At 72.0% G+C, this 21,564-nt stretch carries 16 protein-coding genes, 2 tRNA genes and 3 pseudogenes; 9 read left to right on the forward strand and 12 right to left on the reverse strand.

Annotated features, from left to right (window positions below):
- Positions 1-11 precede the first annotated feature (11 nt).
- Positions 12-2,764, forward strand: a pseudogene (gene valS / locus QUE47_RS00115) (valine--tRNA ligase).
- A gap of 181 nt (positions 2,765-2,945) precedes the next feature.
- On the opposite strand, the gene QUE47_RS00120 reads toward valS, so the two are convergent.
- Both QUE47_RS00120 and QUE47_RS00125 read right to left on the reverse strand, forming a co-directional pair.
- Positions 2,946-4,136 carry a baeRF2 domain-containing protein gene (locus tag QUE47_RS00120; RefSeq protein WP_286218066.1) on the reverse strand — a complete coding sequence of 397 codons (1,191 nt, stop codon included), beginning with the start codon at positions 4,134-4,136 and terminating at the stop codon, positions 2,946-2,948.
- A gap of 433 nt (positions 4,137-4,569) precedes the next feature.
- Positions 4,570-4,941 (reverse strand): chorismate mutase, encoded by a 372-nt coding sequence (locus tag QUE47_RS00125; protein WP_286218082.1) that lies wholly within the window; start codon positions 4,939-4,941, stop codon positions 4,570-4,572.
- 251 nt (positions 4,942-5,192) lie between these two features.
- On the opposite strand from QUE47_RS00125, the pseudogene QUE47_RS17045 reads away from it, so the two are divergent.
- Positions 5,193-6,271: pseudogene (locus tag QUE47_RS17045) on the forward strand (AMP-dependent synthetase/ligase); the annotation flags it as partial.
- Positions 6,272-6,859 carry a hypothetical protein gene (locus QUE47_RS17050; RefSeq protein ID WP_434019771.1) on the forward strand — a complete coding sequence of 196 codons (588 nt, stop codon included), beginning with the start codon at positions 6,272-6,274 and terminating at the stop codon, positions 6,857-6,859. It begins immediately after the preceding pseudogene.
- 22 nt (positions 6,860-6,881) lie between these two features.
- Here the strand turns inward: QUE47_RS17050 and clpX are convergent, their stop codons facing one another.
- From clpX to QUE47_RS00155, 5 genes are all read right to left on the reverse strand, one after another.
- The gene (clpX, locus tag QUE47_RS00135; protein WP_286218067.1) at positions 6,882-8,159 is read right to left on the reverse strand and encodes an ATP-dependent Clp protease ATP-binding subunit ClpX; all 1,278 of its coding nucleotides are present in this window, start codon (positions 8,157-8,159) and stop codon (positions 6,882-6,884) included.
- Between the two features lie 207 nt (positions 8,160-8,366).
- Entirely contained in the window at positions 8,367-9,083 is a 717-nt protein-coding gene (locus QUE47_RS00140) for an ATP-dependent Clp protease proteolytic subunit (protein WP_286218068.1), read from the reverse strand.
- 76 nt (positions 9,084-9,159) lie between these two features.
- Entirely contained in the window at positions 9,160-9,783 is a 624-nt protein-coding gene (locus tag QUE47_RS00145; RefSeq protein WP_286218069.1) for an ATP-dependent Clp protease proteolytic subunit, read from the reverse strand.
- A gap of 328 nt (positions 9,784-10,111) precedes the next feature.
- Positions 10,112-11,701 carry a trigger factor gene (tig, locus tag QUE47_RS00150; RefSeq protein ID WP_286218070.1) on the reverse strand — a complete coding sequence of 530 codons (1,590 nt, stop codon included), beginning with the start codon at positions 11,699-11,701 and terminating at the stop codon, positions 10,112-10,114.
- A gap of 337 nt (positions 11,702-12,038) precedes the next feature.
- Positions 12,039-12,112, reverse strand: a tRNA-Pro gene (locus QUE47_RS00155).
- Positions 12,113-12,264: 152 nt separating this feature from the next.
- On the opposite strand from QUE47_RS00155, the gene QUE47_RS00160 reads away from it, so the two are divergent.
- The 3 genes and pseudogenes from QUE47_RS00160 to epsC all read left to right on the forward strand — a co-directional run bounded on the left by QUE47_RS00160 (position 12,265) and on the right by epsC (position 14,322).
- Positions 12,265-12,338, forward strand: a tRNA-Gly gene (locus QUE47_RS00160).
- A gap of 453 nt (positions 12,339-12,791) precedes the next feature.
- Positions 12,792-13,726 (forward strand): annotated as a pseudogene (gene cysK, locus QUE47_RS00165) (cysteine synthase A).
- 2 nt (positions 13,727-13,728) lie between these two features.
- Positions 13,729-14,322 (forward strand): serine O-acetyltransferase EpsC, encoded by a 594-nt coding sequence (epsC, locus tag QUE47_RS00170; RefSeq protein ID WP_286218071.1) that lies wholly within the window; start codon positions 13,729-13,731, stop codon positions 14,320-14,322.
- A 110-nt stretch (positions 14,323-14,432) separates the two neighbouring features.
- On the opposite strand, the gene QUE47_RS00175 is transcribed toward epsC, so the two are convergent.
- Positions 14,433-15,470 carry an LLM class F420-dependent oxidoreductase gene (locus QUE47_RS00175; RefSeq protein WP_286218072.1) on the reverse strand — a complete coding sequence of 346 codons (1,038 nt, stop codon included), beginning with the start codon at positions 15,468-15,470 and terminating at the stop codon, positions 14,433-14,435.
- A 93-nt stretch (positions 15,471-15,563) separates the two neighbouring features.
- The gene (locus tag QUE47_RS00180) at positions 15,564-15,965 is read right to left on the reverse strand and encodes an MGMT family protein (protein WP_434019706.1); all 402 of its coding nucleotides are present in this window, start codon (positions 15,963-15,965) and stop codon (positions 15,564-15,566) included.
- A gap of 89 nt (positions 15,966-16,054) precedes the next feature.
- Here QUE47_RS00180 and QUE47_RS00185 point away from each other — a divergent pair, with 89 nt between their 5' ends.
- Together QUE47_RS00185 and QUE47_RS00190 are read left to right on the forward strand one after the other, a co-directional pair.
- Entirely contained in the window at positions 16,055-16,345 is a 291-nt protein-coding gene (locus QUE47_RS00185) for a hypothetical protein (RefSeq protein WP_286218083.1), read from the forward strand.
- On the forward strand, positions 16,333-17,481 hold the full coding sequence (locus QUE47_RS00190; protein WP_286218084.1) for a GNAT family N-acetyltransferase: 1,149 nt from the start codon (positions 16,333-16,335) through the stop codon (positions 17,479-17,481). Before QUE47_RS00185 ends, QUE47_RS00190 begins: the two co-directional genes overlap by 13 nt.
- A gap of 13 nt (positions 17,482-17,494) precedes the next feature.
- On the opposite strand, the gene QUE47_RS00195 is transcribed toward QUE47_RS00190, so the two are convergent.
- Together QUE47_RS00195 and QUE47_RS00200 are read right to left on the reverse strand one after the other, a co-directional pair.
- A complete protein-coding gene (locus tag QUE47_RS00195; protein ID WP_286218074.1) occupies positions 17,495-18,565 on the reverse strand; it encodes an Fpg/Nei family DNA glycosylase in 1,071 nt (356 codons plus the stop codon).
- Positions 18,566-18,570: 5 nt separating this feature from the next.
- Complete coding sequence (locus tag QUE47_RS00200) at positions 18,571-19,041, reverse strand: ribose-5-phosphate isomerase (RefSeq protein WP_286218075.1); 471 nt, start codon at positions 19,039-19,041, stop codon at positions 18,571-18,573.
- Positions 19,042-19,087: 46 nt separating this feature from the next.
- On the opposite strand from QUE47_RS00200, the gene QUE47_RS00205 reads away from it, so the two are divergent.
- On the forward strand, positions 19,088-21,139 hold the full coding sequence (locus QUE47_RS00205; RefSeq protein ID WP_286218076.1) for a M13 family metallopeptidase: 2,052 nt from the start codon (positions 19,088-19,090) through the stop codon (positions 21,137-21,139).
- A gap of 87 nt (positions 21,140-21,226) precedes the next feature.
- On the opposite strand, the gene QUE47_RS00210 is transcribed toward QUE47_RS00205, so the two are convergent.
- Positions 21,227-21,451 (reverse strand): hypothetical protein, encoded by a 225-nt coding sequence (locus QUE47_RS00210; RefSeq protein ID WP_286218077.1) that lies wholly within the window; start codon positions 21,449-21,451, stop codon positions 21,227-21,229.
- Between the last annotated feature and the right edge of the window lie 113 nt (positions 21,452-21,564).

A 21,564-nucleotide genomic window follows, 5' to 3' on the forward strand; every position in this document is an offset into this window, starting at 1 on the left:
GAATGCCGACCATGAGCACCCCTGGTTCCCCGGACAGCCCTGCCACGCCCGCCGACGGTCCCGCCGAGGCGACGAGCACCGTCGCGCAGGCCACCGACGTCGTGCACGCGGTGGTCCGGGGCGTACCGGACCGCGTGAGCACGGACGGCCTCGAGGAGAAGTACGACGAGCGCTGGGCCGCGGCACGGACGTACGCGTTCGACCGCACCCGTACCCGCGACGAGGTCTACTCGATCGACACGCCTCCCCCGACGGTCTCCGGCTCGCTGCACGTGGGCCACGTGTTCTCGTACACGCACACGGACGTCGTCGCGCGGTTCCAGCGGATGCGCGGCAAGGAGGTCTTCTACCCGATGGGGTGGGACGACAACGGCCTGCCCACCGAGCGCCGCGTGCAGAACTACTACGGCGTGCGTTGCGACCCGACCCTGCCCTACACCGAGGGCTACGAGCCCCCGCACGAGGGCGGCGAGGGCAAGAGCATCAAGAACGCCGACCAGCAGCCGATCTCGCGACGCAACTTCGTCGAGCTCTGCGAGCGCCTGACCGTCGAGGACGAGAAGACGTTCGAGGCGCTGTGGCGCCGGCTCGGCCTGTCGGTCGACTGGGACCACCACTACCAGACCATCAGCGCCGACGCGCGGACGGTCGCCCAGAAGGCGTTCCTGCGCAACCTCTCCCGCGGCGAGGCGTACCAGGCCGAGGCCCCGGGTCTGTGGGACGTGACGTTCCAGACCGCCGTCGCCCAGGCCGAGCTCGAGGCCCGCGACTACCCGGGGCACTTCCACCGGGTCGCGTTCCACCCCGGCGCCGGGAGCCCCGCCGAGGGCCCCGTGTTCATCGAGACGACCCGCCCTGAGCTGCTGCCCGCGTGCGTGGCGCTGATCGCGCACCCGGACGACGAGCGCTACCAGCACCTGTTCGGGACGACGGTCCGCTCCCCCTGTTCGACGTCGAGGTCCCCGTCGTGGCCCACCCGGCGGCGCAGGCCGACAAGGGCGCGGGCATCGCGATGTGCTGCACCTTCGGTGACCTCACCGACGTGCAGTGGTGGCGCGAGCTCGACCTGCCGATGCGCTCCGTCGTGCGCCGCGACGGCCGGCTGACCGCCGAGCCCGCCGCGTGGATCACCTCGCCCGAGGGTTCGGCGCTGTTCGCCGAGCTCGGCGGCAAGACGACGTTCAGCGCCCGCGCTCTGGTCGTGGACGCGCTGCGGGAGTCCGGTGACCTGGACGGCGAGCCGGTCGCGACCCAGCGCAAGGCGAACTTCTTCGAGAAGGGCGACAAGCCGCTCGAGATCGTCACGAGCCGCCAGTGGTACATCCGCAACGGCGGCAAGGACCTCGACCTGCGCTCCGCGCTGCTCGCGCGGGGCGAGGAGATCGACTTCCACCCCGACTTCATGAAGGTCCGGTACGAGAACTGGGTCGGCGGCCTCAACGGCGACTGGCTCGTCTCGCGGCAGCGCTTCTTCGGCGTGTCGATCCCGCTCTGGTACCCGGTGCTCGCCTCCGGCGACACCGACTTCGACCACCCGATCGTCCCCGACGAGGCGAGCCTGCCCGTCGACCCGTCGTCCGACGTCCCCGCCGGGTTCACGGCCGACCAGCGCGGCGAGCCGGGCGGGTTCGTCGGCGAGGCCGACGTCATGGACACGTGGGCGACGTCGTCCCTCACCCCGCAGATCGCGGGCGGCTGGGAGCGCGACCCCGACCTGTTCGAGCGCGTGTTCCCCATGGACCTGCGCCCGCAGGGCCAGGACATCATCCGCACCTGGCTCTTCTCGACCGTCGTGCGCTCGCACCTCGAGCACGGCTCGCTGCCGTGGAAGAACGCCGGCATCTCGGGCTGGATCCTCGACCCCGACCGCAAGAAGATGAGCAAGTCGAAGGGCAACGTCGTCACCCCGATGGGGCTCCTCGAGGAGCACGGGTCGGACGCCGTCCGGTACTGGGCGGCATCGGCCCGCCTCGGCACGGACGCGGCCTTCGAGGTCGGCCAGATGAAGATCGGGCGACGCCTCGCGATCAAGATCCTCAACGCGTCGAAGTTCGCGCTGACGTTCGGCGACGGCGAGCTCGTGCTCGACCCTGCGCTCGTGACCGAGACCCTCGACCGCGCGATGCTCGCGGGCCTCGCCGACGTCGTGGACAAGGCCACCGAGGCGCTCGAGGGCTACGACCACACGCGTGCGCTCGAGATCACCGAGACGTTCTTCTGGACGTTCTGCGACGACTACCTGGAGCTCGTCAAGGACCGCGCCTACGGTGCCGGCCTCGAGTCCTCGGAGGTCACAGCGGAGACGCAGTCGGCCCGCGTGGCGCTCGGCCTCGCGCTCGACGTGCTGCTGCGCCTCTTCGCTCCCGTCGTGCCGTTCGCGACCGACGAGGTGTGGTCCTGGTGGCGCGAGGGCTCGATCCACCGCGCCGCGTGGCCGACCTCCGACGGCCTGCGCTCCGCCGCGGGCGACGCCGACCCCGAGGTGCTGACGGTGGCCGGGCACGCGCTCGCCGCGCTCCGCCGCCTCAAGTCCGAGGCGAAGGTCTCCATGAAGACGCCGATCCTCGCCGTCGAGCTCGCGGTCCCCGCCGCCGGTGTCGCCGGCGTCGAGGCGTCGGTCGTCGACGTCCGCAACGGTGGCCGCGTCGAGGGCGAGCTCGTCGTCGTCGAGACGACCGAGGGCCAGGGCGACGCCGCCGTCCAGGGCGGGCTCGTCGTCGTCTCGCACGAGCTCGGCGAGCCGGTAGTCCGCAAGCGCGGCTGACCTCCGGGGCACGCGACCACACACGACGACGGCGGCTCACCCCTCGGGGTGGGCCGCCGTCGGTGCGTCCGGTGCGTGCGGCAGGTCCGGTGAGCCCCGGATCGCTACCCCGCTGCGACCGCTGTGCCCATCAGACCGCTGCGCCCATCAGACCGCTGCGCCCATCAGACGGACGAGCCCCTCAGACCGCGCCGTGCAGCCGGTGGTTGTCCCCCGACATGGTCGCGGTCGACTCGCTGGGCGTCTCGTCGTCGCTCCAGCGCAGGACGGCGCCCACCCCGTCCTTGAGGTCCACCGTGCCGTCCGGCGCGTAGGTCAGCCCGGCGTCCTGCCCGAGCGCGGCACGCACCATGGCGACGCCCGCCGGGTACTCGTGGATCTCGTCCGTCGCACCCAGCGCGACGATCGCGTCGCGACTCGTCCCGATCTGCAGCGGCTCGGGCCCCACCCACAGATGGCGCGGCTCCGCCTGGGCAGCAGCGACGAACGCCTCGGTGATCACGAGCTCGCGCACCTGTCCGCGCGCGAGGACCGCGGCGACGTCCGGCAACGACGACACACCCCCGGAGCCGCGACCCTGACCCTCGGCGAGGTCGGCCAGCACGGCGTCCCGGCGCTCCGCGCGGACCGCTTCGAGCGCCTCGGCGATGTGCGCGTCGAGCGCTCCCCGGTTCACACCGTTGCCTCGGGCTCCCCCAGGGATCTCTCGCACGAGCGGTGCCACCGCCTTGCCGAGCGCGGCATGCACGAGTCGCAGGGCCTGCTTGTCGCCGGTCATCAGGACGACCTCCGGCTGGTGCTCGCCGGCCACGCGGTCGACCACTGCCGCGACCGTCTCCGCATTGCGCTCCCACGAGTCCTCGGCCCGACCCTCGACGCGGCGCTGCTGCATGCGCCCCGCCTGCGCCTTGCTGACCTCGTCGTGGTCGCCCTCGACCGTGAGCGCCCCGATGTCGAGGCCACCGGCCGTGATCCACTCGATGTCGGCGCCCTGACGGTCGACGGTCACGATCACCCGCGAGACCGACTCGTCCGCCGCCTTCGCGGCCTGGATCAGCACCGGGACCGGCCCGTAGGTGCCCTGCTGGACGCTCGGCGGGGTGCGGACCAGCCGGTCCACGAGCACGCCCTCGTCGTTCGCGACGAGGAACCGACCGTGCGGCCCTCGCACGCCCGTCGGGCGGAGCACCGCGTCCTCGATCGACGCGAGCACCGCGTCGGGTGCACCCTCCTTGACCAGAGCACGGCGGGCGGACCGCCAACGGTTCTCGACCTCACGGTCGCCCGCGTCGGCGCCGCCCGTCGCGTCGAGGAAGACCGTCGCGAACGGTCCGTCGTGCCCGAGCAGGGGCTTGAGCCAGTCGATCTTCATGCAGGTCCCCATCCGTCGTCGGTGGGGCGGGCCGTCGTCCGACGTCCTGCGGGGCCGGCCTGCGCGGACGTACCGGCAGACGACCGACGGGGCACCGCCCGAGGATCGTCCCAGCCTGTTACAGATCAGGGTCTGCCGCCACTGCGGCCGCGGTGGGGGCTGCGGGGCTCGGTCGGCGTGTCGGCCGGGGAGGCGTCGCGGGTCGGTCGCCGACCCGGTGGTTCCCGCCGTCGAACTGGTGGATTGACTGCCGAACCGGTGGTTCCCGCCGCCGAACTGGTGGATCGACTGCCGAACCGGTAGTTCCAGCCGCTGAACCGGTCGTTGTGCTCGATCCGGGCCCCGACATCGAACGGAACCACCGGTTCGGCGCAGGGGTGGTGCCGAGCCGCCGGAGGGGGTGGTGCCGGGGCGCGCCGAGAACGTGCCGGGGCTAGGCGTAGAGGTCGGGCTCGTCGACGCCTGAGGTGGTCGCCCGGCCGGAGCGCGCCGCCGCGATCGTGCGGTGCTGCCGCTTGACCTCGCTGACGATGAACTCGCGGAACTGCTCCGCGAACGCCGGGTCCAGGCCCGACCCCTCGGCGATCGCGCCGAGCCGGGCGATCTGCGCGGCCTCGCGCCCCAGGTCCGCCGCGGGCAGGCCCGCCTCGGCCTTGAGCTCGCCGACCCGGCGCGTGAACTTGAACCGCTCCGCGAGCAGATGCATGAGGGCGGCATCGACGTTGTCGATGCTGCCGCGCAGCCGCAGGATCTCGTCGGGTACCTCGCTGGGCCGCGAGGTGTCGGACGGCGGGACGTCGGTCATGGGGCGATCCTAGGCATCCGTAGATCCCGACCCGGGGATGCACCACGTGGCGGACCGGACCACGCCCGCTGCCCGCGTAGGATCTGTGCCGCCGGACCCCCAGAGCAACGGAGCCCCCAGTGCAGCAGAGCGAGTCCCCGAGCCTCGTCGAGGTCGACGCCCGGACCACGATCTCGTCGATCCTCACCGAACGCGTCGAGCGCGACGGCGACGGCCCCCTCGTCGAGCGGCGCGACGACTCGGGAACCTGGGTGCCGACGTCCGCCCGCGAGTTCCAGGCCGAGGTGGCCGCCGTGGCCAAGGGGCTCATCTCGCTCGGTCTGCAGAACGGCGACCGCATCGCGATCATGTCGCGAACCCGCTACGAGTGGATGCTGCTCGACTTCGCGTCGTGGGCCGCTGGCCTGGTCCCGGTGCCCGTGTACGAGACGTCGTCCGCCCTCGAGACCCGCTGGATCCTCGAGGACTCCGGCGCGCGGTTCGTCGTCGCCGAGACCCGGGAGCACTTCGACGTCGTGACCGAGGCCCGGCACGGGCTGCCCTCCGTCGAACAGGTCGTGGTACTCGCCGACGGCGCGATCGACGACCTCGTGGCGGCCGGCGCCGACGTCGACGACACGCGCCTCAAGGCCCGTCAGAACGCCGCCCAGCGCGACGACCGGGCGACCATCATCTACACGTCGGGGTCGACCGGTCGCCCCAAGGGCGCCGAGCTCACCCACGGCAACTTCGTCCACCTGGCCCTCAACGGCGTGCGGGGGCTCTCGGAGATCGTCGCGCCTCCCGGGGCCCGCACCCTCCTGTTCCTGCCGCTCGCCCACGTCTTCGCCCGCTACATCCAGGTGATGTCGGTCGCGTCGCCGGGCGTGATCGGCCACAGCCCCGACACGAAGCAGCTGCTCGACGACCTCTCGACGTTCCGGCCCACCTACCTGCTGGCCGTGCCGCGCATCTTCGAGAAGGTCTACGCCGGGGCGCAGCGCAAGGCCGGGACCGGCGCCAAGGCGAAAATCTTCGAGTGGGCCGCCGAGGCCTCGCGCGCCTACTCGCGAGCGCTGGACGAGGGCTCGGTGAGCCTCGCCGTCCGCGCCCGGCACGCCGTGGCCGGCAAGCTCGTTCTCCAGACGCTCCGCGACGCGCTCGGCGGCCAGGCGCGGTACGCCATCTCCGGCGGAGCGCCGCTCTCCCCGACCTCGGGCACTTCTTCCGGGGCGCGGGCCTGACCATCCTCGAGGGCTACGGACTCACCGAGACCACCGCGCCGACGGCCGTGAACCGTCCCGGCGCCAGCAAGGTCGGCACCGTCGGGACCGCGTTCCCCGGGACGGCGATGCGGATCGCGGACGACGGCGAGATCCAGCTCAAGGGCGGCCACGTGTTCCGCGGGTACCGCAACCAGCCGGGCCTCACCGCCGAGGTGTTCGACCACGGGTGGTTCCGCACCGGCGACCTCGGCACGATCGACGACGAGGGATACCTCAAGATCGTCGGCCGCAAGAAGGAGATCATCGTGACCGCCGGCGGCAAGAACGTCGCGCCCGCGGGGCTCGAGGACCGCCTGCGCACCAACGTGCTCGTCAGCCAGTGCGTCGTCGTGGGCGACCAGCGACCGTTCATCGGGGTGCTCATCACGCTCGACGAGGAGGGCCTGGGCCACTGGCTCGCCGTCCAGGGGAAGTCGTCGATCTCCGTCGAGCAGGCCGCGACCGACGCCGACGTGCTCGACGAGCTCTATCGGGCCGTGGCCGAGGCGAACGCGCCCGTCTCGCGTGCCGAGTCGATCCGCAAGCTCGTGGTGCTGCCCGGCGACTTCAGCGAGGACAACGGGTTCCTGACGCCGTCGCTCAAGGTGAAGCGCAAGGTCGTGCTCGAGGCCTTCGCCGAGCAGATCGACGAGCTATACACCGACACGCGGTAGGCGCGGTGGCGTTGCCGGAGGCTCAGGCCGACTTCTCCCGGGCCGCCGCGCCGCCGTCGGACCGCGGGACGATCGTCGGGTTCACGTTGTCGAGGACGACCTCGCGCGTGATGACGACCTCTTCGATGTCGTCGCGGCTCGGCACGTCGAACATCACCTGCTGGAGGACCTCCTCCATGATGGCGCGGAGCCCGCGGGCGCCGGTGCCGCGCAGCAGCGCCTGGTCGGCGATGGCCCCGATCGCGTCGTCCTCGAAGGTGAGCTCGACACCGTCGATCTGGAACATGCGCTCGTACTGCTTGACGAGCGCGTTCTTCGGCTCCGTGAGGATCTTGACGAGGGCGTCGCGGTCGAGCGGCGACACGGCGGCGATCACCGGCAGACGCCCGATGAACTCGGGGATGAGGCCGTACTTCTGGAGGTCCTCGGGACGCACTTCCGAGAAGAGGTCGTCCTTCGAGTCGGAGTCCATGGGGGCGCCGAAGCCGACGCCGCGCTTGCGCACGCGCGTCGAGACGATGTCGTCGAGCCCGGCGAACGCTCCCGCCACGATGAACAGCACGTTCGTCGTGTCGATCTGGATGAACTCCTGGTGGGGGTGCTTGCGCCCGCCCTGCGGCGGCACCGAGGCGCTGGTGCCCTCGATGATCTTGAGGAGCGCCTGCTGGACGCCCTCGCCCGACACGTCGCGGGTGATCGACGGGTTCTCGGCCTTGCGGGCGACCTTGTCGACCTCGTCGATGTAGATGATCCCGGTCTCGGCCTTCTTCACGTCGAAGTCGGCGGCCTGGATCAGCTTGAGCAGGATGTTCTCGACGTCCTCGCCGACGTACCCGGCCTCGGTGAGTGCCGTCGCGTCCGCGATGGCGAACGGGACGTCGAGCATCTTCGCGAGGGTCTGCGCGAGGTAGGTCTTGCCCGTGCCGGTGGGGCCGATGAGGAGGATGTTCGACTTGGCGATCTCGACCGCCGAGGCCTCGTCGTGGACCGCGCTGGTCGCCTCGGCGGCCTGGATGCGCTTGTAGTGGTTGTACACGGCGACGGCCAGAGCCCGCTTCGCGGCGTCCTGACCGATGATGTACTGCTCGAGGAACGAGAAGATCTCACGCGGCTTGGGGAGCTCCACGAGCCCGGCCTCGGCGGCCTCGGTCAGCTCCTCCTGCAGGATCTCGTTGCAGAGCTCGATGCACTCGTCACAGATGTACACGCCTGGGCCGGCGATGAGCTTCTTGACCTGCTTCTGGGATTTCCCGCAGAACGAGCACTTCAGCAGATCGGCTCCGTCGGAGATCCGGGCCACGGTGCGACTCCTCGTGATCGGTTGACGGCAGCACCGTCGGCGGACCCACCCGAGGGTGACGTCGTCGATGCTGCCCTGTCGATCCCCCCATCGAACACCACCGGGGGCCTGTTGTCAGCAGGCTCCCCGGCGGGTCGCGAGGGTCGTTCGGGCGTTCTGGCCGTTTTGTGACCAAATCCGCGCTTCAGGCGGGTTCGGTCGCGTTCGTCACGGCTTGTTCTGAAGGACCGGCTTGCGGCTCTCGAGCACCTGGTCGACGAGCCCGTACTCCTTGGCCTGGGCGGCGGTGAGGATCTTGTCCCGCTCGATGTCCTTGCGGACCTGCTCGACGCTGCGCCCCGAGTGGAGCGCCAGCGTGTCCTCGAGCCACTCCCGCATGCGGATGAGCTCGTTGGCGTGGATCTCGATGTCGGAGGCCTGCGCGTAGCCGCCGCCCTCCATCGCGGGCTGGTGGATCAGCACGCGGGCGTTCGGGAGCGCGAGACGCTTGCCCGGGTGGCCGGCCGCGAGCAGCACCGCGGCGGCGGAGGCCGCCTGCCCCAGGCACACGGTCTGGATCTGCGGCTTGATGTACTGCATCGTGTCGTAGAGGGCCGTCATCGCGGTGAACGATCCGCCCGGCGAGTTGATGTAGAGGATGATGTCGCGGTCCGGGTCCAGGCTCTCGAGCACGAGGAGCTGGGCCATGACGTCGTCCGCGGACGCGTCGTCGACCTGCACGCCGAGGAAGATGATGCGGTCCTCGAACAGCTTGGAGTAGGGATCCTGCCGCTTGATCCCGTACGCGGTGCGCTCCTCGTACTGCGGCATGATGTAGCGGCTCGACGGCGCGCCGTACGGGAGGGCGCGTCCGCCTGCGGCCTGCAGGCCCGCGGGGCCGGCGAGCCGCTGGGCGGTGGACATGTACTGGGACTCGATGCTCACGGTGTCTCCTGGTGGTGGTGAGGTTCGGGCGGGTTCGGGGGCGGAGCGGGCGCGCGGGTCGGCGCTGACCCAGGGCTCAGGCGCCCGTGCCGCCGCCGCCAGCGACCGACCCTGCGTGCTCGACGACGTGGTCGATGAACCCGTACTCGAGCGCCTCGGGTGCCGTGAACCAGTTGTCGCGGTCGTTGTCCTTGTTGATCTGCTCGACGGTCTTGCCGGTCTGCTCGGCCGTCAGCTCGGAGAGCACGCGCTTCATGTGCATGATCAGCTGCGCGTTGATGCGGACGTCGGTCGCCGTGCCACCGATGCCGCCCGAGGGCTGGTGCATCATCACGCGGGCGTGGGGCGTCGCGTACCGCTTGCCCTTCGCGCCGGACGAGAGCAGGAACTGCCCCATCGACGCGGCCATGCCCATGGCGACGGTCGCGACGTCCGGCTGGATGAACTGCATGGTGTCGTAGATCGCCATGCCGGCGGTGATCGAGCCGCCGGGCGAGTTGATGTAGAGGTAGATGTCCTTCTCGGGGTCCTCCGCGGCGAGCAGCATGAGCTGCGCGCAGATCGCGTTGGCGTTCTCGTCGCGGACCTCCGAGCCGAGCCAGATGATCCGCTCCTTGAGGAGCCGGTTGTAGATGGAGTCGTTGAGCGCGAGCCCGGATCCCTCGGCTCGTGCCATCGGCAGCTGGTCGGTCACGTCCATCTCCTTGCGGTCGTCTCCTGTGCGCCGTCCGCACCCTGCGGGTGCTCGGGCCCTTGGCGTTGCAGTGACCCTAACGCGCAGGGTGTGCCGTCCTCGTCCCCGTACACGGCCGTTTCGCCCTCGGCGCACAAACCGGTCGGCGGTGGCGGACGGCGCGGCTCACCCGGGGGCCCGGCGTGCCGGACGGCGCGGCTCACCCGGGGGCGGGGGCGGCGATCCCGAGGGCGAGGGTCACGCGACGCAGGACGGCCCCCGCCGTACCGGGGGCCGTCCTGTGGTGCGGGTGGCGGACGTCGGTCCGCCGGTCGGTCTGTGCTCAGACCGTCGATCAGGCCTTGTCGGCGTCGGCCTTCGCCTTGGCGGGTGCCTTCTTCGCGGGTGCCTTCTTGGCCGGAGCCTTCTTGGCCGGAGCCTTCGTGGCGGCCGGCTTCTCGTCGGCAGCAGCCTCGTCCTCGGCCGCAGCCTTCTTCGCAGGTGCCTTCTTCGCAGGTGCCTTCTTGGCCGGAGCCTTCGTGGCGGCCGGCTTCTCGGCGGCAGCAGGAGCCTCGTCCTCGGCGGGGATCGCCGTCGCGGCGTCCTCCGCCTCGGGCTCGGCGGCCTCGCCACCGGCGAGCTCGGCCTCGGCCGCGGCGTCCGCAGCGTCGTCCTCCTCGGACCCGATGAACTCGGACAGGTCGACGGCCTTGCCCTCGCTGTCGACGACCTCGACGTCACGCAGCGCGACGGCGAGCGCCTTGGAGCGCGCGACCTCGCCGACCATGGCCGGGATCTGGCCGTTCTGGTCGAGCGACTGGATGAACTGGTTCGGGTCCATGTTGTACTGCTTCGACGCGCCGACGAGGTACTCGAGCAGCTCGTTCTGGGCGACCTGGACCTCGAGCTTCTCCGCGAGGGTGTCGAGCAGGATCTGGTTGCGCAGCGCCTCGGTCGCCTGGCCGGTGACCTCGGTGCGGTGCTCGTCGTCCTCGAGGCGGTTCTCGCCCTCGAGGTGACGGTGGACCTCGGCCTCGACGGCGCCCTGCGGGACCGGGAACTCGACGGCCTCGACGAGGTGGGCGAGGAGCGCGTCACGGGCCTCGACCGCCTGGTCGTTGATCTTGGACTCGGCGACCTGGTTGCGCAGGTCGTCGGTGAGCTCGTCGATCGTGTCGAACTCGGAGGCGAGCTCGGCGAACTCGTCGTCGGCCTCGGGCAGCTCGCGCTGCTTGACCGCGGTCGCGGTGACCGTGACGACGGACTCCTTGCCCTCGTGGTCGCCGCCGGCGAGCGGGGCCTTGAAGGTCGTCGTCTCGTCGGTCGAGAGGCCGGTGAGCGCCTCGTCGAGGCCCTCGAGCATGTTGCCGGAGCCGATCTGGTAGCTGACGCCGGAGACCGAGTCGACCTCCTCGCCGTCGATCGTCGCGGTGAGGTCGATGACGACGTAGTCGCCCTCGGCTGCGGGACGGTCGACGCCCACGAGGGTGCCGAAGCGCTCGCGCAGCGCGTCGAGGCGCGCGGCGATGTCGGCGTCGGTGACCTCGGCGGCCGCGACGGTGAGCTTCACGCCGTCGAGCGCGGGGATCTCGATCTCGGGGCGGACCTCGACCTCGGCCGTGAACTTCAGCGACCCGTCGGCCTCCATCGGGACCTCGGTCACCTCGATCTGCGGCTGGCCCATGGGGCGGATCTCGGCCTCGGTGGCGGCCTGGCGGTAGAACGCCGGCATGCCCTCGTTGATGGCGTGCTCGAGGACGGCCGGGCGGCCGACGCGCTGGTCGATGATGCGCGCGGGGACCTTGCCCTTGCGGAAGCCGGGGATGTTCACCTGCTCCGCGATGTGCTTGTAGGCGTGCTCGATGCTCGGTGCGAGCTCCGCGCTCTCCACCTCGACGGTGAGCTTCACCTTGGTGGCGTCCAGGGTCTCGACAGCACTCTTCACTTCGATGATCTCCAACTGCTCGTGGCTCGCCGGCGTGCGGCTTCGGTCCGTGCGGCGGGCGCGGCGCAGGGCGACGCGTCCGGATGATCTCTGCCGTACACCGCGGCGGGTTCCCTCGCCGTGCGATGAGCCGCCGACCTCGGGACGCTGAGCCTCCGAGGCCGCTGGACACCTGCGCGGCGGACCACGCGACGGGTGTACGGGCAACCGTTCCATGCTACGTCATGGGAAACCCGTGAACATCTCCCCTGCGCACAGGGCTGCCGACGCACGACGGAGGCCCGAGGCCGAACACGACGGAGGCCCGGGATCATCGAGATCCCGGGCCTCCGGCCGGTCGGGGTGACAGGATTTGAACCTGCGACCTTCCGCTCCCAAAGCGGACGCGCTACCAACCTGCGCCACACCCCGTCCGTCGACGAGCGACGTCGAGAAGCATAGTGCTCGGCGCGGGACGGCCGGACCACGGGGCGAGCGACACGCGCCGCACAGATTTCGGAAGTCGCCCGGGCCTTTGCTATCGTCTCTACCGGACGCCTCGAGAGCAGTTTCGGACGTCACGTGCGGGCGTAGCTCAATGGTAGAGCCTCAGTCTTCCAAACTGATCACGCGAGTTCGATTCTCGCCGCCCGCTCCATCACCACGAAGGCCCCCGGTCCACGCCGGGGGCCTTCGTCGTCCGCCCGAGGGGACGAGACCGGGAATGAGACGACGTTGCCACCTGTTGGACACATCGTTAGGTTGTCTTCGGACAGCCCGAGGACGACGGACGGAGGGACCGGACGATGCGCGACCTGCTCGCCACGCCGCTCACCCCCGTCATGTCCTGCTGTCCTGCGTGCGACCGCTGTCTCTGCTGTCGCTAGAGCGTTGGCCCGAGGCGTCCGCGCCCACCACCCAGCGCTCCCCGAGGGCGGCCGCACCACGACGGTGCCTGCCTGGCCCTCCCCCGCACCCCAGGTCCGGCCTCGAGAGCCACGGTCCACAGGTTCGCCGCCGCACCCGGACGCACCACCGGCACCACCACCCGCACCATCTCACCGCACAGAACCCAACTGGCCGCGCAGGCCGAAGGAGCGATCGAGGAAACATGGCACGCATCTACGACGACGTGACGAAGCTGGTCGGCAACACCCCCTCGTCCGTCTGAACCGGCTCACCGAGGGCCTCGACGCGACGGTCGTCGGCAAGCTCGAGTTCTACAACCCCGCCAACTCGGTCAAGGACCGCATCGGTGTCGCGATCATCGACGCCGCGGAGCAGTCGGGCGAGCTGAAGCCGGGCGGCACCATCGTCGAGGCGACGTCGGGCAACACCGGCATCGCCCTCGCGATGGTGGGCGCGGCGCGCGGCTACGACGTCGTGCTCGCGATGCCCGAGTCGATGTCGAAGGAGCGCCGCGCGCTGCTGCGTGCCTTCGGCGCCGAGCTGATCCTCACCCCGGCCGGCGGCGGCATGAAGGGCGCGGTCGACGAGGCCGACAAGATCGTCGCCGAGCGCCCGGGCGCGATCCTCGCCCGCCAGTTCGCGAACGCCGCCAACCCGGCGATCCACCGCGCCACGACGGCCGAGGAGATCTGGGCCGACACCGACGGCGAGGTCGACATCGTCGTCGCCGGCATCGGCACCGGCGGCACCATCACGGGTGTCGGCCAGCGCCTGAAGGAGCTCAAGCCCGAGGTCACGATCGTCGCGGTCGAGCCCGAGGAGTCCGCGATCCTCAACGGCGGCGCCCCCGGCCCGCACAAGATCCAGGGCATCGGTGCGAACTTCGTCCCCGAGATCCTCGACCGCGAGGTGTACGACGAGGTCATCGACGTCAACGCCGAGACGGCCGTCGAGTACGCACGCCGCGCCGCCAAGGAGGAGGGCCTGCTCGTCGGCATCTCGTCCGGTGCCGCGATCTACGCCGCGCTCGAGCTCGCCAAGCGCCCGGAGAACGCCGGCAAGACGATCGTCACGATCATCCCGTCGTTCGGTGAGCGCTACCTCTCGTCGGTCCTCTACGCGGACCTGATGGACTGACGATGTCGAGACTGCGCCGCTTCATCAAGGTCCTCGACGAGGACCTCGACGCGGCGCGCCACGGTGACCCCGCGGCGCGCTCGCGCCTCGAGGTCGCTCTGGCGTACCCGGGGGTGCACGCGATCTGGGCGTACCGGGCCGCGCACCACCTCTGGAACACGCCTGGCCTCCGGGGTCTCGCTCGGCTGCTGTCCCAGGCCACGCGGGCGGCGACCGGGATCGAGATCCACCCGGGCGCCGTCCTCGGCCGGCGGTTGTTCATCGACCACGGCATGGGCGTGGTCATCGGCGAGACGGCCGTGGTGGGCGACGACGTCGTCCTGTTCCACGGCGCCACGCTCGGCGGCCGCACCATGACCCGCGGCAAGCGCCACCCGACGCTCGGCGACCGGATCGTCGTCGGCGCGGGCGCGAAGATCCTCGGTCCGGTGTGGATCGGCGACGACGCCCAGGTGGGCGCCAACGCGGTCGTCCTCAAGGACGTGCCGGACGGCGCGGTCGCGGTGGGCGTGCCCGCCACGATCCGTCTGCCGAAGGGTTCGGTCCCCCGTCCCCCCGTCGAGGACGCGTCGCAGCTCATCGAGTACGTGATCTGAGGGTCGCCCGGCTACGGGCGCTCCACGACGACGAGAGGGTCGGCACCGCTGGTGCCGACCCTCTCGTCGTCCGTCTCGCCCGGACCGACCCCGACCCGGACCGACCCGGACTATGCCCCGACGATCCCCGCGATCGTCTGCACCGCCGTCGCGTCGCCCTGGACCAGGAGCGTCGTGACCGCGGTCCGCTCCCACGCGACGAGCTCCTCGGCGATCTTCTCGCGCGGCCCCACGAGCGCGATGTCCTCGACGAGCCCCGTCGGCACCGCGGCGGCCGCCTCGGCACGGCGCCCGCTCATGTAGTGGTCCTGGATCTCGTCCGCGGCGTCGGTGTAGCCGAGCCGGTCGATCGCGTCCCGGTGGAAGTTCGCGCCCTTGGCTCCCATCCCCCCGATGTACAGGGCGAGGAAGGGTCGGACGGCGTCCGCGGCCTTCTCGACGTCGTCCCCCACGACGACGGGGACCGTCGCGCTCACCTCGAACGCGTCGACGGCCGAGCGCACGGGGGCGCGCTTCGCGAAGCCCTCGGCGAGGCGCTCGCGGAAGTCCGCGTCGAGGCGCGGCGTGTAGAAGAGCGGGAGCCATCCGTCGGCGATCTCGGCGGCGAGCGCGATGTTCTTGGGGCCCTCGGCCGCGAGGTGGATCGGCAGGTCGGCGCGCAGCGGGTGGACCGTCGAGCGCAGCGCCTTGCCGACGCCGGTCGTGCCTTCCCCGCGCAGCGGCAGCTGGTAGAACTGCCCGTCGTACTCGACGGGTGCGCCGCGTTCGAGGACCTGCCGGACGATGTCGACGTACTCGCGCGTGCGGGCCAGCGGCTTGGGGTATGCCTGCCCGTACCAGCCCTCGACGACCTGCGGTCCGCTCGCGCCGAGCCCGAGGATCGCGCGCCCGCCCGAGAGGTGGTCCAGGGTCAGCGCCGCCATCGCCGTGGCGGTCGGGGTGCGGGCCGACATCTGCGCGACCGCGGTGCCGAGGCGGATGCTCCGCGTCCGGGCGCCCCACCACGCGAGCGGCGTGAACGCGTCGGAGCCGTAGGCCTCCGCCGTCCAGACCGAGTCGACGCCGAGCGCGTCGGCGGCGGCGACCGCCTGCTCGATCCCCGGGGGCGGGCCCGCCGACCAGTAGCCGGTGTGGATGCCGATGCGCATGAGACTCCTCGTCGTCGAGGTCGGACGGCGCGGGTCGGCTCGCGCACGTCGTCGCGAGTACCCGAGACCGTGAGTACGGGGTACTGGGTCAGCCTAGCGCGCCGGCTCCTCGTCCTCCCACGGCTCCCAGCCGGCGCGGCGCAGGTCCACCCGGGTGCCGTCCCGCGTCAGCGGGCAGCCCTCCGCGCGGAGCTCCTCGAGCGCCCGGGTGCGGTGGTGCTCGGGCGGCGACCCGGCAGCGTTGACCACCCGCCACCACGGCACGCCCGACCCGGCTCTCGCGAGCACGGTGCCGACCTGCCTGGGACCGCCCCGACCCAGGACCCGCGCCACCGCCTCGGCGATGACGCCGTACGTGGTCGCCCGCGCGACCGGGATGCGCTCCACCACGGCGAGCACCTCGTCGAGGTACTCGAGGGCCGGGTCGGCTCCACCGTGCGAGCCCGTACCCGAGCCCGCCGCCGGCACGTCTCCCGGTCTCACGTCGTCCGCCACCCGCCGAACCTACCGCCGCCCGCCGTCACGCCCCAGCCGCACGAGGGATCCCGTGGCGCCCCTCGCCCGGCGGCGCGAGAATCGCTGGCATGAGCCACGACGTCCGACCCGCCGACGGGACACCAGCAGGACCAGCGACCTCGGACCTGCCAGGACCGGCGCGACAGCCGTCGCTACCCGACGGATACCGCCTCGTCCGGCTCACCGACGAACGACGACGCGAGCTCTACGAGGTCGACCTCTGGGCGTTCCCGTCGGGCGACAGCGTCGACGACCTCGCAGAGCACCCCTCCCCGTCTCCTGGGACCGGACCTGGGGCGTCGAGACCGACCGCGCCGACCCGAGCGCCGTCCCCGTCGACGGCGCCGTGCCGCACGTGACCGAGCTCGTCGCGATGGGGTCCTCGTACCCGTTCGCGCGATTCCCCGTGCCCGGCGGCGAGATCCCGGTGGGCGGGCTGACCTGGGTCGGCGTCCACCCCGGGCACCGGCGACGCGGGCTTCTGAGCGCGATGATGGACCACCACCACACCGGGTGCGCCGCACGCGGCGAGGCCGTGTCGGTGCTGACCGCGTCCGAGAGCACCATCTACGGGAGGTTCGGCTACGGCAAGGCGGCCGACAGCCTGGCCGTCACCGTGCCGCGCCGTGCGGCCCTCGCGGACGTCCCGGGAGCCGAGCAGCACACGGCCCGCATCGAGGCGTCGGACCAGGCGCGGCACGCCGACGTCGTCGCCGACCTCCACCGTCGGGCCGGCGCAGCCCACGGAGGCGTCGGGCGCCCCGGCTGGGCGACGCGGGAGTCGCCGGAGCAGACGGCGTGGTACTGGGCGAGCATCCCGGCGTTCCGCCACGGCAAGGAGCCGTGGCGCACCGTGATCGTCGAGCGGGACGGGGAGCCCCGCGGCTACGCGAGGTTCCGGCGCTCGCTCGGCTGGGGCCAGGCCGGCCCGGACGGGAGCGTCGAGGTCTTCGAGGCCGTCGCCCTCGACCCGGCGGCGTCGCGTGCGCTGTGGGGGCTGCTGCTGGACCTCGACCTGATGACCGAGGTCAAGGTCCCGCGGCTGCCGGTCGACGACCCGCTGCTGACGCTTCTGCTCGACCCGCGGGCCGCCGTCCCACGGGTCGAGGACACGCTGTGGGTGCGGGTGCTCGACGTGGCCGCCGCACTCTCCGGTCGGCAGTACGCCGCGGACGTCGACGTCGTGCTCTCGGTGCGCGACACCGCGCGCGGCGCCGCGACGACCGATGCGGGCGAGCACCCGGCGCCAACACCCGCGACGCAGCACTGGGCGCTGGTCGCGGACGCGTTCGGCGACGCGACCTGCACGCCGACGGACCGGCCCGCCGACCTCGACCTCGACGTGCGGGAGCTCGGGTCCGTCTACCTCGGCGGGACGAGCCTGGCCTCGCTCGCCGCCGCGGGGCTCGTCACGGAGCTGACCCCTGGCTCGCTCGCCCGCGCCTCGACCGCCTTCGGGTGGCCGGTGCCCCCGGCGTGCTCCTGGATCTGGTGACGGTGCCCGGTCGTCAGACCTGACAGCTCGGGCACCAGAACAGGGTGCGGCCCGCGAGGTCGCGCACCAGCACCGTCGATCCGCAGACGCGGCACGGCAGCCCTTCGCGGTGGTAGACGTAGAACGACTGCTCGCGCGGCACCGCGCCCGGGTCACCGTCGGTGTTCTGCCGCACCCGGTGGCTGCCCGCGACTCTGTCGTCGCCGCGGTGCTCCTCGCGGGTCGTGACGATGCGGCCGGTCCGCACGCCGTCGGCCATCAGAGCGGCGAGGTCCGCGTACAGCGAGCGGAGCACCTCTGCGGGGACGTCACGACCCGGCGAGAGCGGGTCGAGCCCCGCGCGGAACAGCGCCTCCGCGCGGTAGATGTTGCCCACCCCGGCGACGACGGCCTGGTCCATGAGGAGCCGGCCGACGTCGGTCCGCGTACGGCCAACCCGCGCGACGAACGCCTCCACGTCCGCCGACCGGCCGGCGCCCTGCGCCTCGCCGCGCAGGGGGTCAGGGCCGAGCCGCGCCTCGACCGCCCGCTTCTCGGACCCGTCGATCACCTCGCAAGCGGTGGGTCCGTTGAGGTCGGCCACGGCGTGCTCACCGAGCAGACGCACGCGGACGGCGCCCCGCGGCTCGGGCGGGTTCCACGAGTCCGCACCGGACCGGTCCGGCGATACCGTCCGGCCGGGTGGCTCAGGCGCTGGCGCGGGCCGTTCCGCGGACCGTTGCGCAGGGCCTGCCGCGGACTCATCCGGTACCGCCGACTCGACCTCCCCGATGCGTCTGCGCGGCGCTCCGATGGCGTGCTCGACGACGGCGCTCCCGTCCCCCGCGAAGGTCCAGGCGCCGTACAGGCCAAGGTGGACCCGCAGCCACAGGTCCGGGACGTCGTCCGACTCCACGGCCCCCGGCGCGGCGAAGCCCAGGAACAGGTGCTTGCCCCAGGCCTCGGAGGCGACGAGCCGTGCGCCGTCGAGGACGGCCGCGCCGTCCGCGAACCGTCCCTGCGGGCTCGACACCGCGAGCTTCTGCCCGGCGAAGAGCTCGCCCAGGGCGTGCGCCAGCCGGTGGACGGTGTGCCCCTCGGGCACGCGGGTCAGTCCGTGGGCTCGACGGAGCCGCGCGCCGCCTCGTACGCGGCGAGCTGGTCGATACGCCGCTGGTGGCGCTCGTCCCCGCTGAACGGCTCGGCGAGGAACGCGTCGACGAACGAGACGGCGTCGTCCACGCTGTGCTGGCGTCCGCCGACGGAGATCACGTTGGCGTCGTTGTGCTGGCGGGCGAGGGTCGCGGTGTCGTGGTTCCAGGCGAGCGCGGCGCGCACGCCGTCGACCTTGTTCGCGGCGATCTGCTCGCCGTTGCCCGAGCCGCCGATCACGACGCCGAGGCTGCCGGGGTCGGTGGCCACGGCCTCGGCCGCGTCGATGCAGAAGGCCGGGTAGTCGTCGAGGGCGTCGTACTCGTCGGCGCCGTGGTCGACGACGTCGTGCCCCGCCGCACGGAGGTGCTCGACGAGATGGGTCTTGAGCTCGAAGCCCGCGTGGTCCGCGGCGATGTGTACGCGCATGGCCCCATGATGCCGCACGGTCGGTGGGGGCACCTAGGGTGGTCGCATGACGAACGACACCGCACCGCGCACCGACGGCCCCGCCGTCTCCGGCATCGATCTCGCCGCGCTCGACCCCGGCACCCGCCCGCAGGACGACCTGTACCGCCACGTCAACGGCCGGTGGATCGCGAGCCACGAGATCCCTGGCGACCGGGCGATGGACGGTGCGTTCCGGGCCCTGCACGACCAGGCGGAGGAGCACGTGCGGGACATCGTCGTCGAGTGCGGCGAGGCGACCGCCGAGGGCGCGGGCCCGGCAGGCCCGGAGGACGTGCGCACGAAGATCGGCGCCGTCTACGCGAGCTTCATGGACACCGACAGGATCGAGGCTCTCGGGACCACGCCCCTGGCCCCCGACCGCGCGCTGATCGAAGCCGCCTCCTCGGTCGACGAGCTGACCGGGGTCCTCGGCGCCCTCCAGCGCACGGGCGCTGCGGCCGCCGTCGAGCTCTTCGTCAACAACGACTCGAAGGACCCGGAGACGTACGTCGTCCACCTGACCCAGGGCGGGCTCGGCCTGCCCGACGAGGCCTACTACCGCGAACCGCAGCACGCGGAGGTCCGAGAGGCCTACGTCGCGCACGTGGCCCGCATGCTCGCTCTCGCAGGAGCCGTCGGCGCCGATGACGACGGCTCAGCCGCCTCGGACGCCGCAGCTCGCGTCATGGCCCTCGAGACCGCTCTCGCCGCCCACCACTGGGACGTCGTGCGCGACCGGGACGCGGACCTCACCTACAACGCGCTGAGCCTCGACGAGCTCGCGGCGTCGGCGCCGGGCTTCGACTGGAACACCTGGGTCGGTGCGCTCGGCGCGCCGACCGGCTCGTTCGACCGGCTCGTCGTGCGCGAGCCGTCGTACTGCACCGGATTCGCCGAGCTGTGGTCGTCGCTGCCGCTCGCCGACTGGAAGCTGTGGGCGGCGTACCACGCGGTCACGGCCCGGGCGCCCTACCTGACCGAGGAGATCGTCGAGGCCAACTTCGACTTCTACGGGCGCACCCTCTCGGGGGCCCAGGAGGTCCGGGACCGCTGGCGCCGGGGCGTGTCGATCGTCCAGGGCGTCCTCGGCGAGGCGGTAGGCGAGGTGTACGTCTCGCGGCACTTCCCGCCGTCGCACAAGGAGCGCATGAACGAGCTCGTCGCGAACCTCGTCGAGGCGTACCGGCGGTCGATCACGGCGCTCGACTGGATGACGGAGGAGACCAAGGAGCGCGCGCTCGTCAAGCTCGGCACGTTCAACCCGAAGATCGGCTACCCCGAGCGCTGGCGCGACTACTCCGCGCTCACGGTCGCGGCCGACGACCTGGTCGGGAACGTGCGGCGCGCCCACGAGCACGAGCAGGACCACGAGCTGGCCAAGATCGGGCGGCCCCTCGACCGGGACGAGTGGTTCATGACGCCCCAGACCGTCAACGCCTACTACAACCCGGGGATGAACGAGATCGTCTTCCCCGCGGCGATCCTCCAGCCGCCCTTCTTCGACCCCGACGCCGACGACGCCGTGAACTACGGCGGCATCGGCGCCGTGATCGGGCACGAGATCGGCCACGGATTCGACGACCAGGGGTCGAAGTACGACGGCGACGGACGCCTCGAGGACTGGTGGACGGCGTCCGACCGCGAGGAGTTCGAGAAGCGGACGGCGGCGCTGATCGCGCAGTACGACGAGTTCCGCCCCGCACAGCTCGTAGGTGAGAAGTTCGCGGACACCCACGTCAACGGCGCGCTCACCGTCGGCGAGAACATCGGTGACCTCGGCGGGCTCTCGATCGCGCTCAAGGCCTACGAGATCGCCCTGAGCGCGCCGCTCGACGAGGCGCCCGTCGTCGACGGCCTCACCGGCGTGCAGCGCGTCCTGCTGGGCTGGGCGCAGGTCTGGCAGTCCAAGGGGCGTGACGAGGAGGTCTCCCGCCGGCTCGCGACGGACCCGCACTCCCCCAACGAGTTCCGCTGCAACGGCACCGTGCGCAACGTGGACGCGTTCTACGACGCCTACGACGTCACGCCCGGCGACGCGCTCTACCTCGCCCCCGAGGAGCGCGTCCGGATCTGGTGACGGAGCGACGGCGGGGTCAGCGACCGCAGCAATCGTGAGCCGGAACGTGCGGGTCCGGGTGCGTCAGAACGTGCGGGTCCGGGTGCGTCAGAACGTGGTGATCCCGGCGCGTCGGACGTTGAACCCGGCGCCGCTCTCCGTGTCCTGGCAGCCCATCCCGGTCTCGTCGCTGACGCACTCGAACGTGCCCGCGCTCTTCGACTCCCCGTAGGCGAGCTCGCCGACGACCGCGGGTGCCGCGACGGGCTCGTCGCCCGTCGGGACGCACGGCTGGGACACGCCCTCGGCCGTCAGCCGGACGAGCAGCCCCACGGTGCCGTCGCACCCCTCGACGGTCTGCGGGTCGCCCTCGATCGAGGCGATGCCGCACTCCGCGCCCTCCTCGGAGATGACGCACGAGATGTTGCCCGACGGCGACTTGAACG

The sequence above is a fragment of the Paraoerskovia sediminicola genome, from assembly GCF_030296575.1.
Lineage (GTDB): Bacteria > Actinomycetota > Actinomycetes > Actinomycetales > Cellulomonadaceae > Paraoerskovia > Paraoerskovia sediminicola.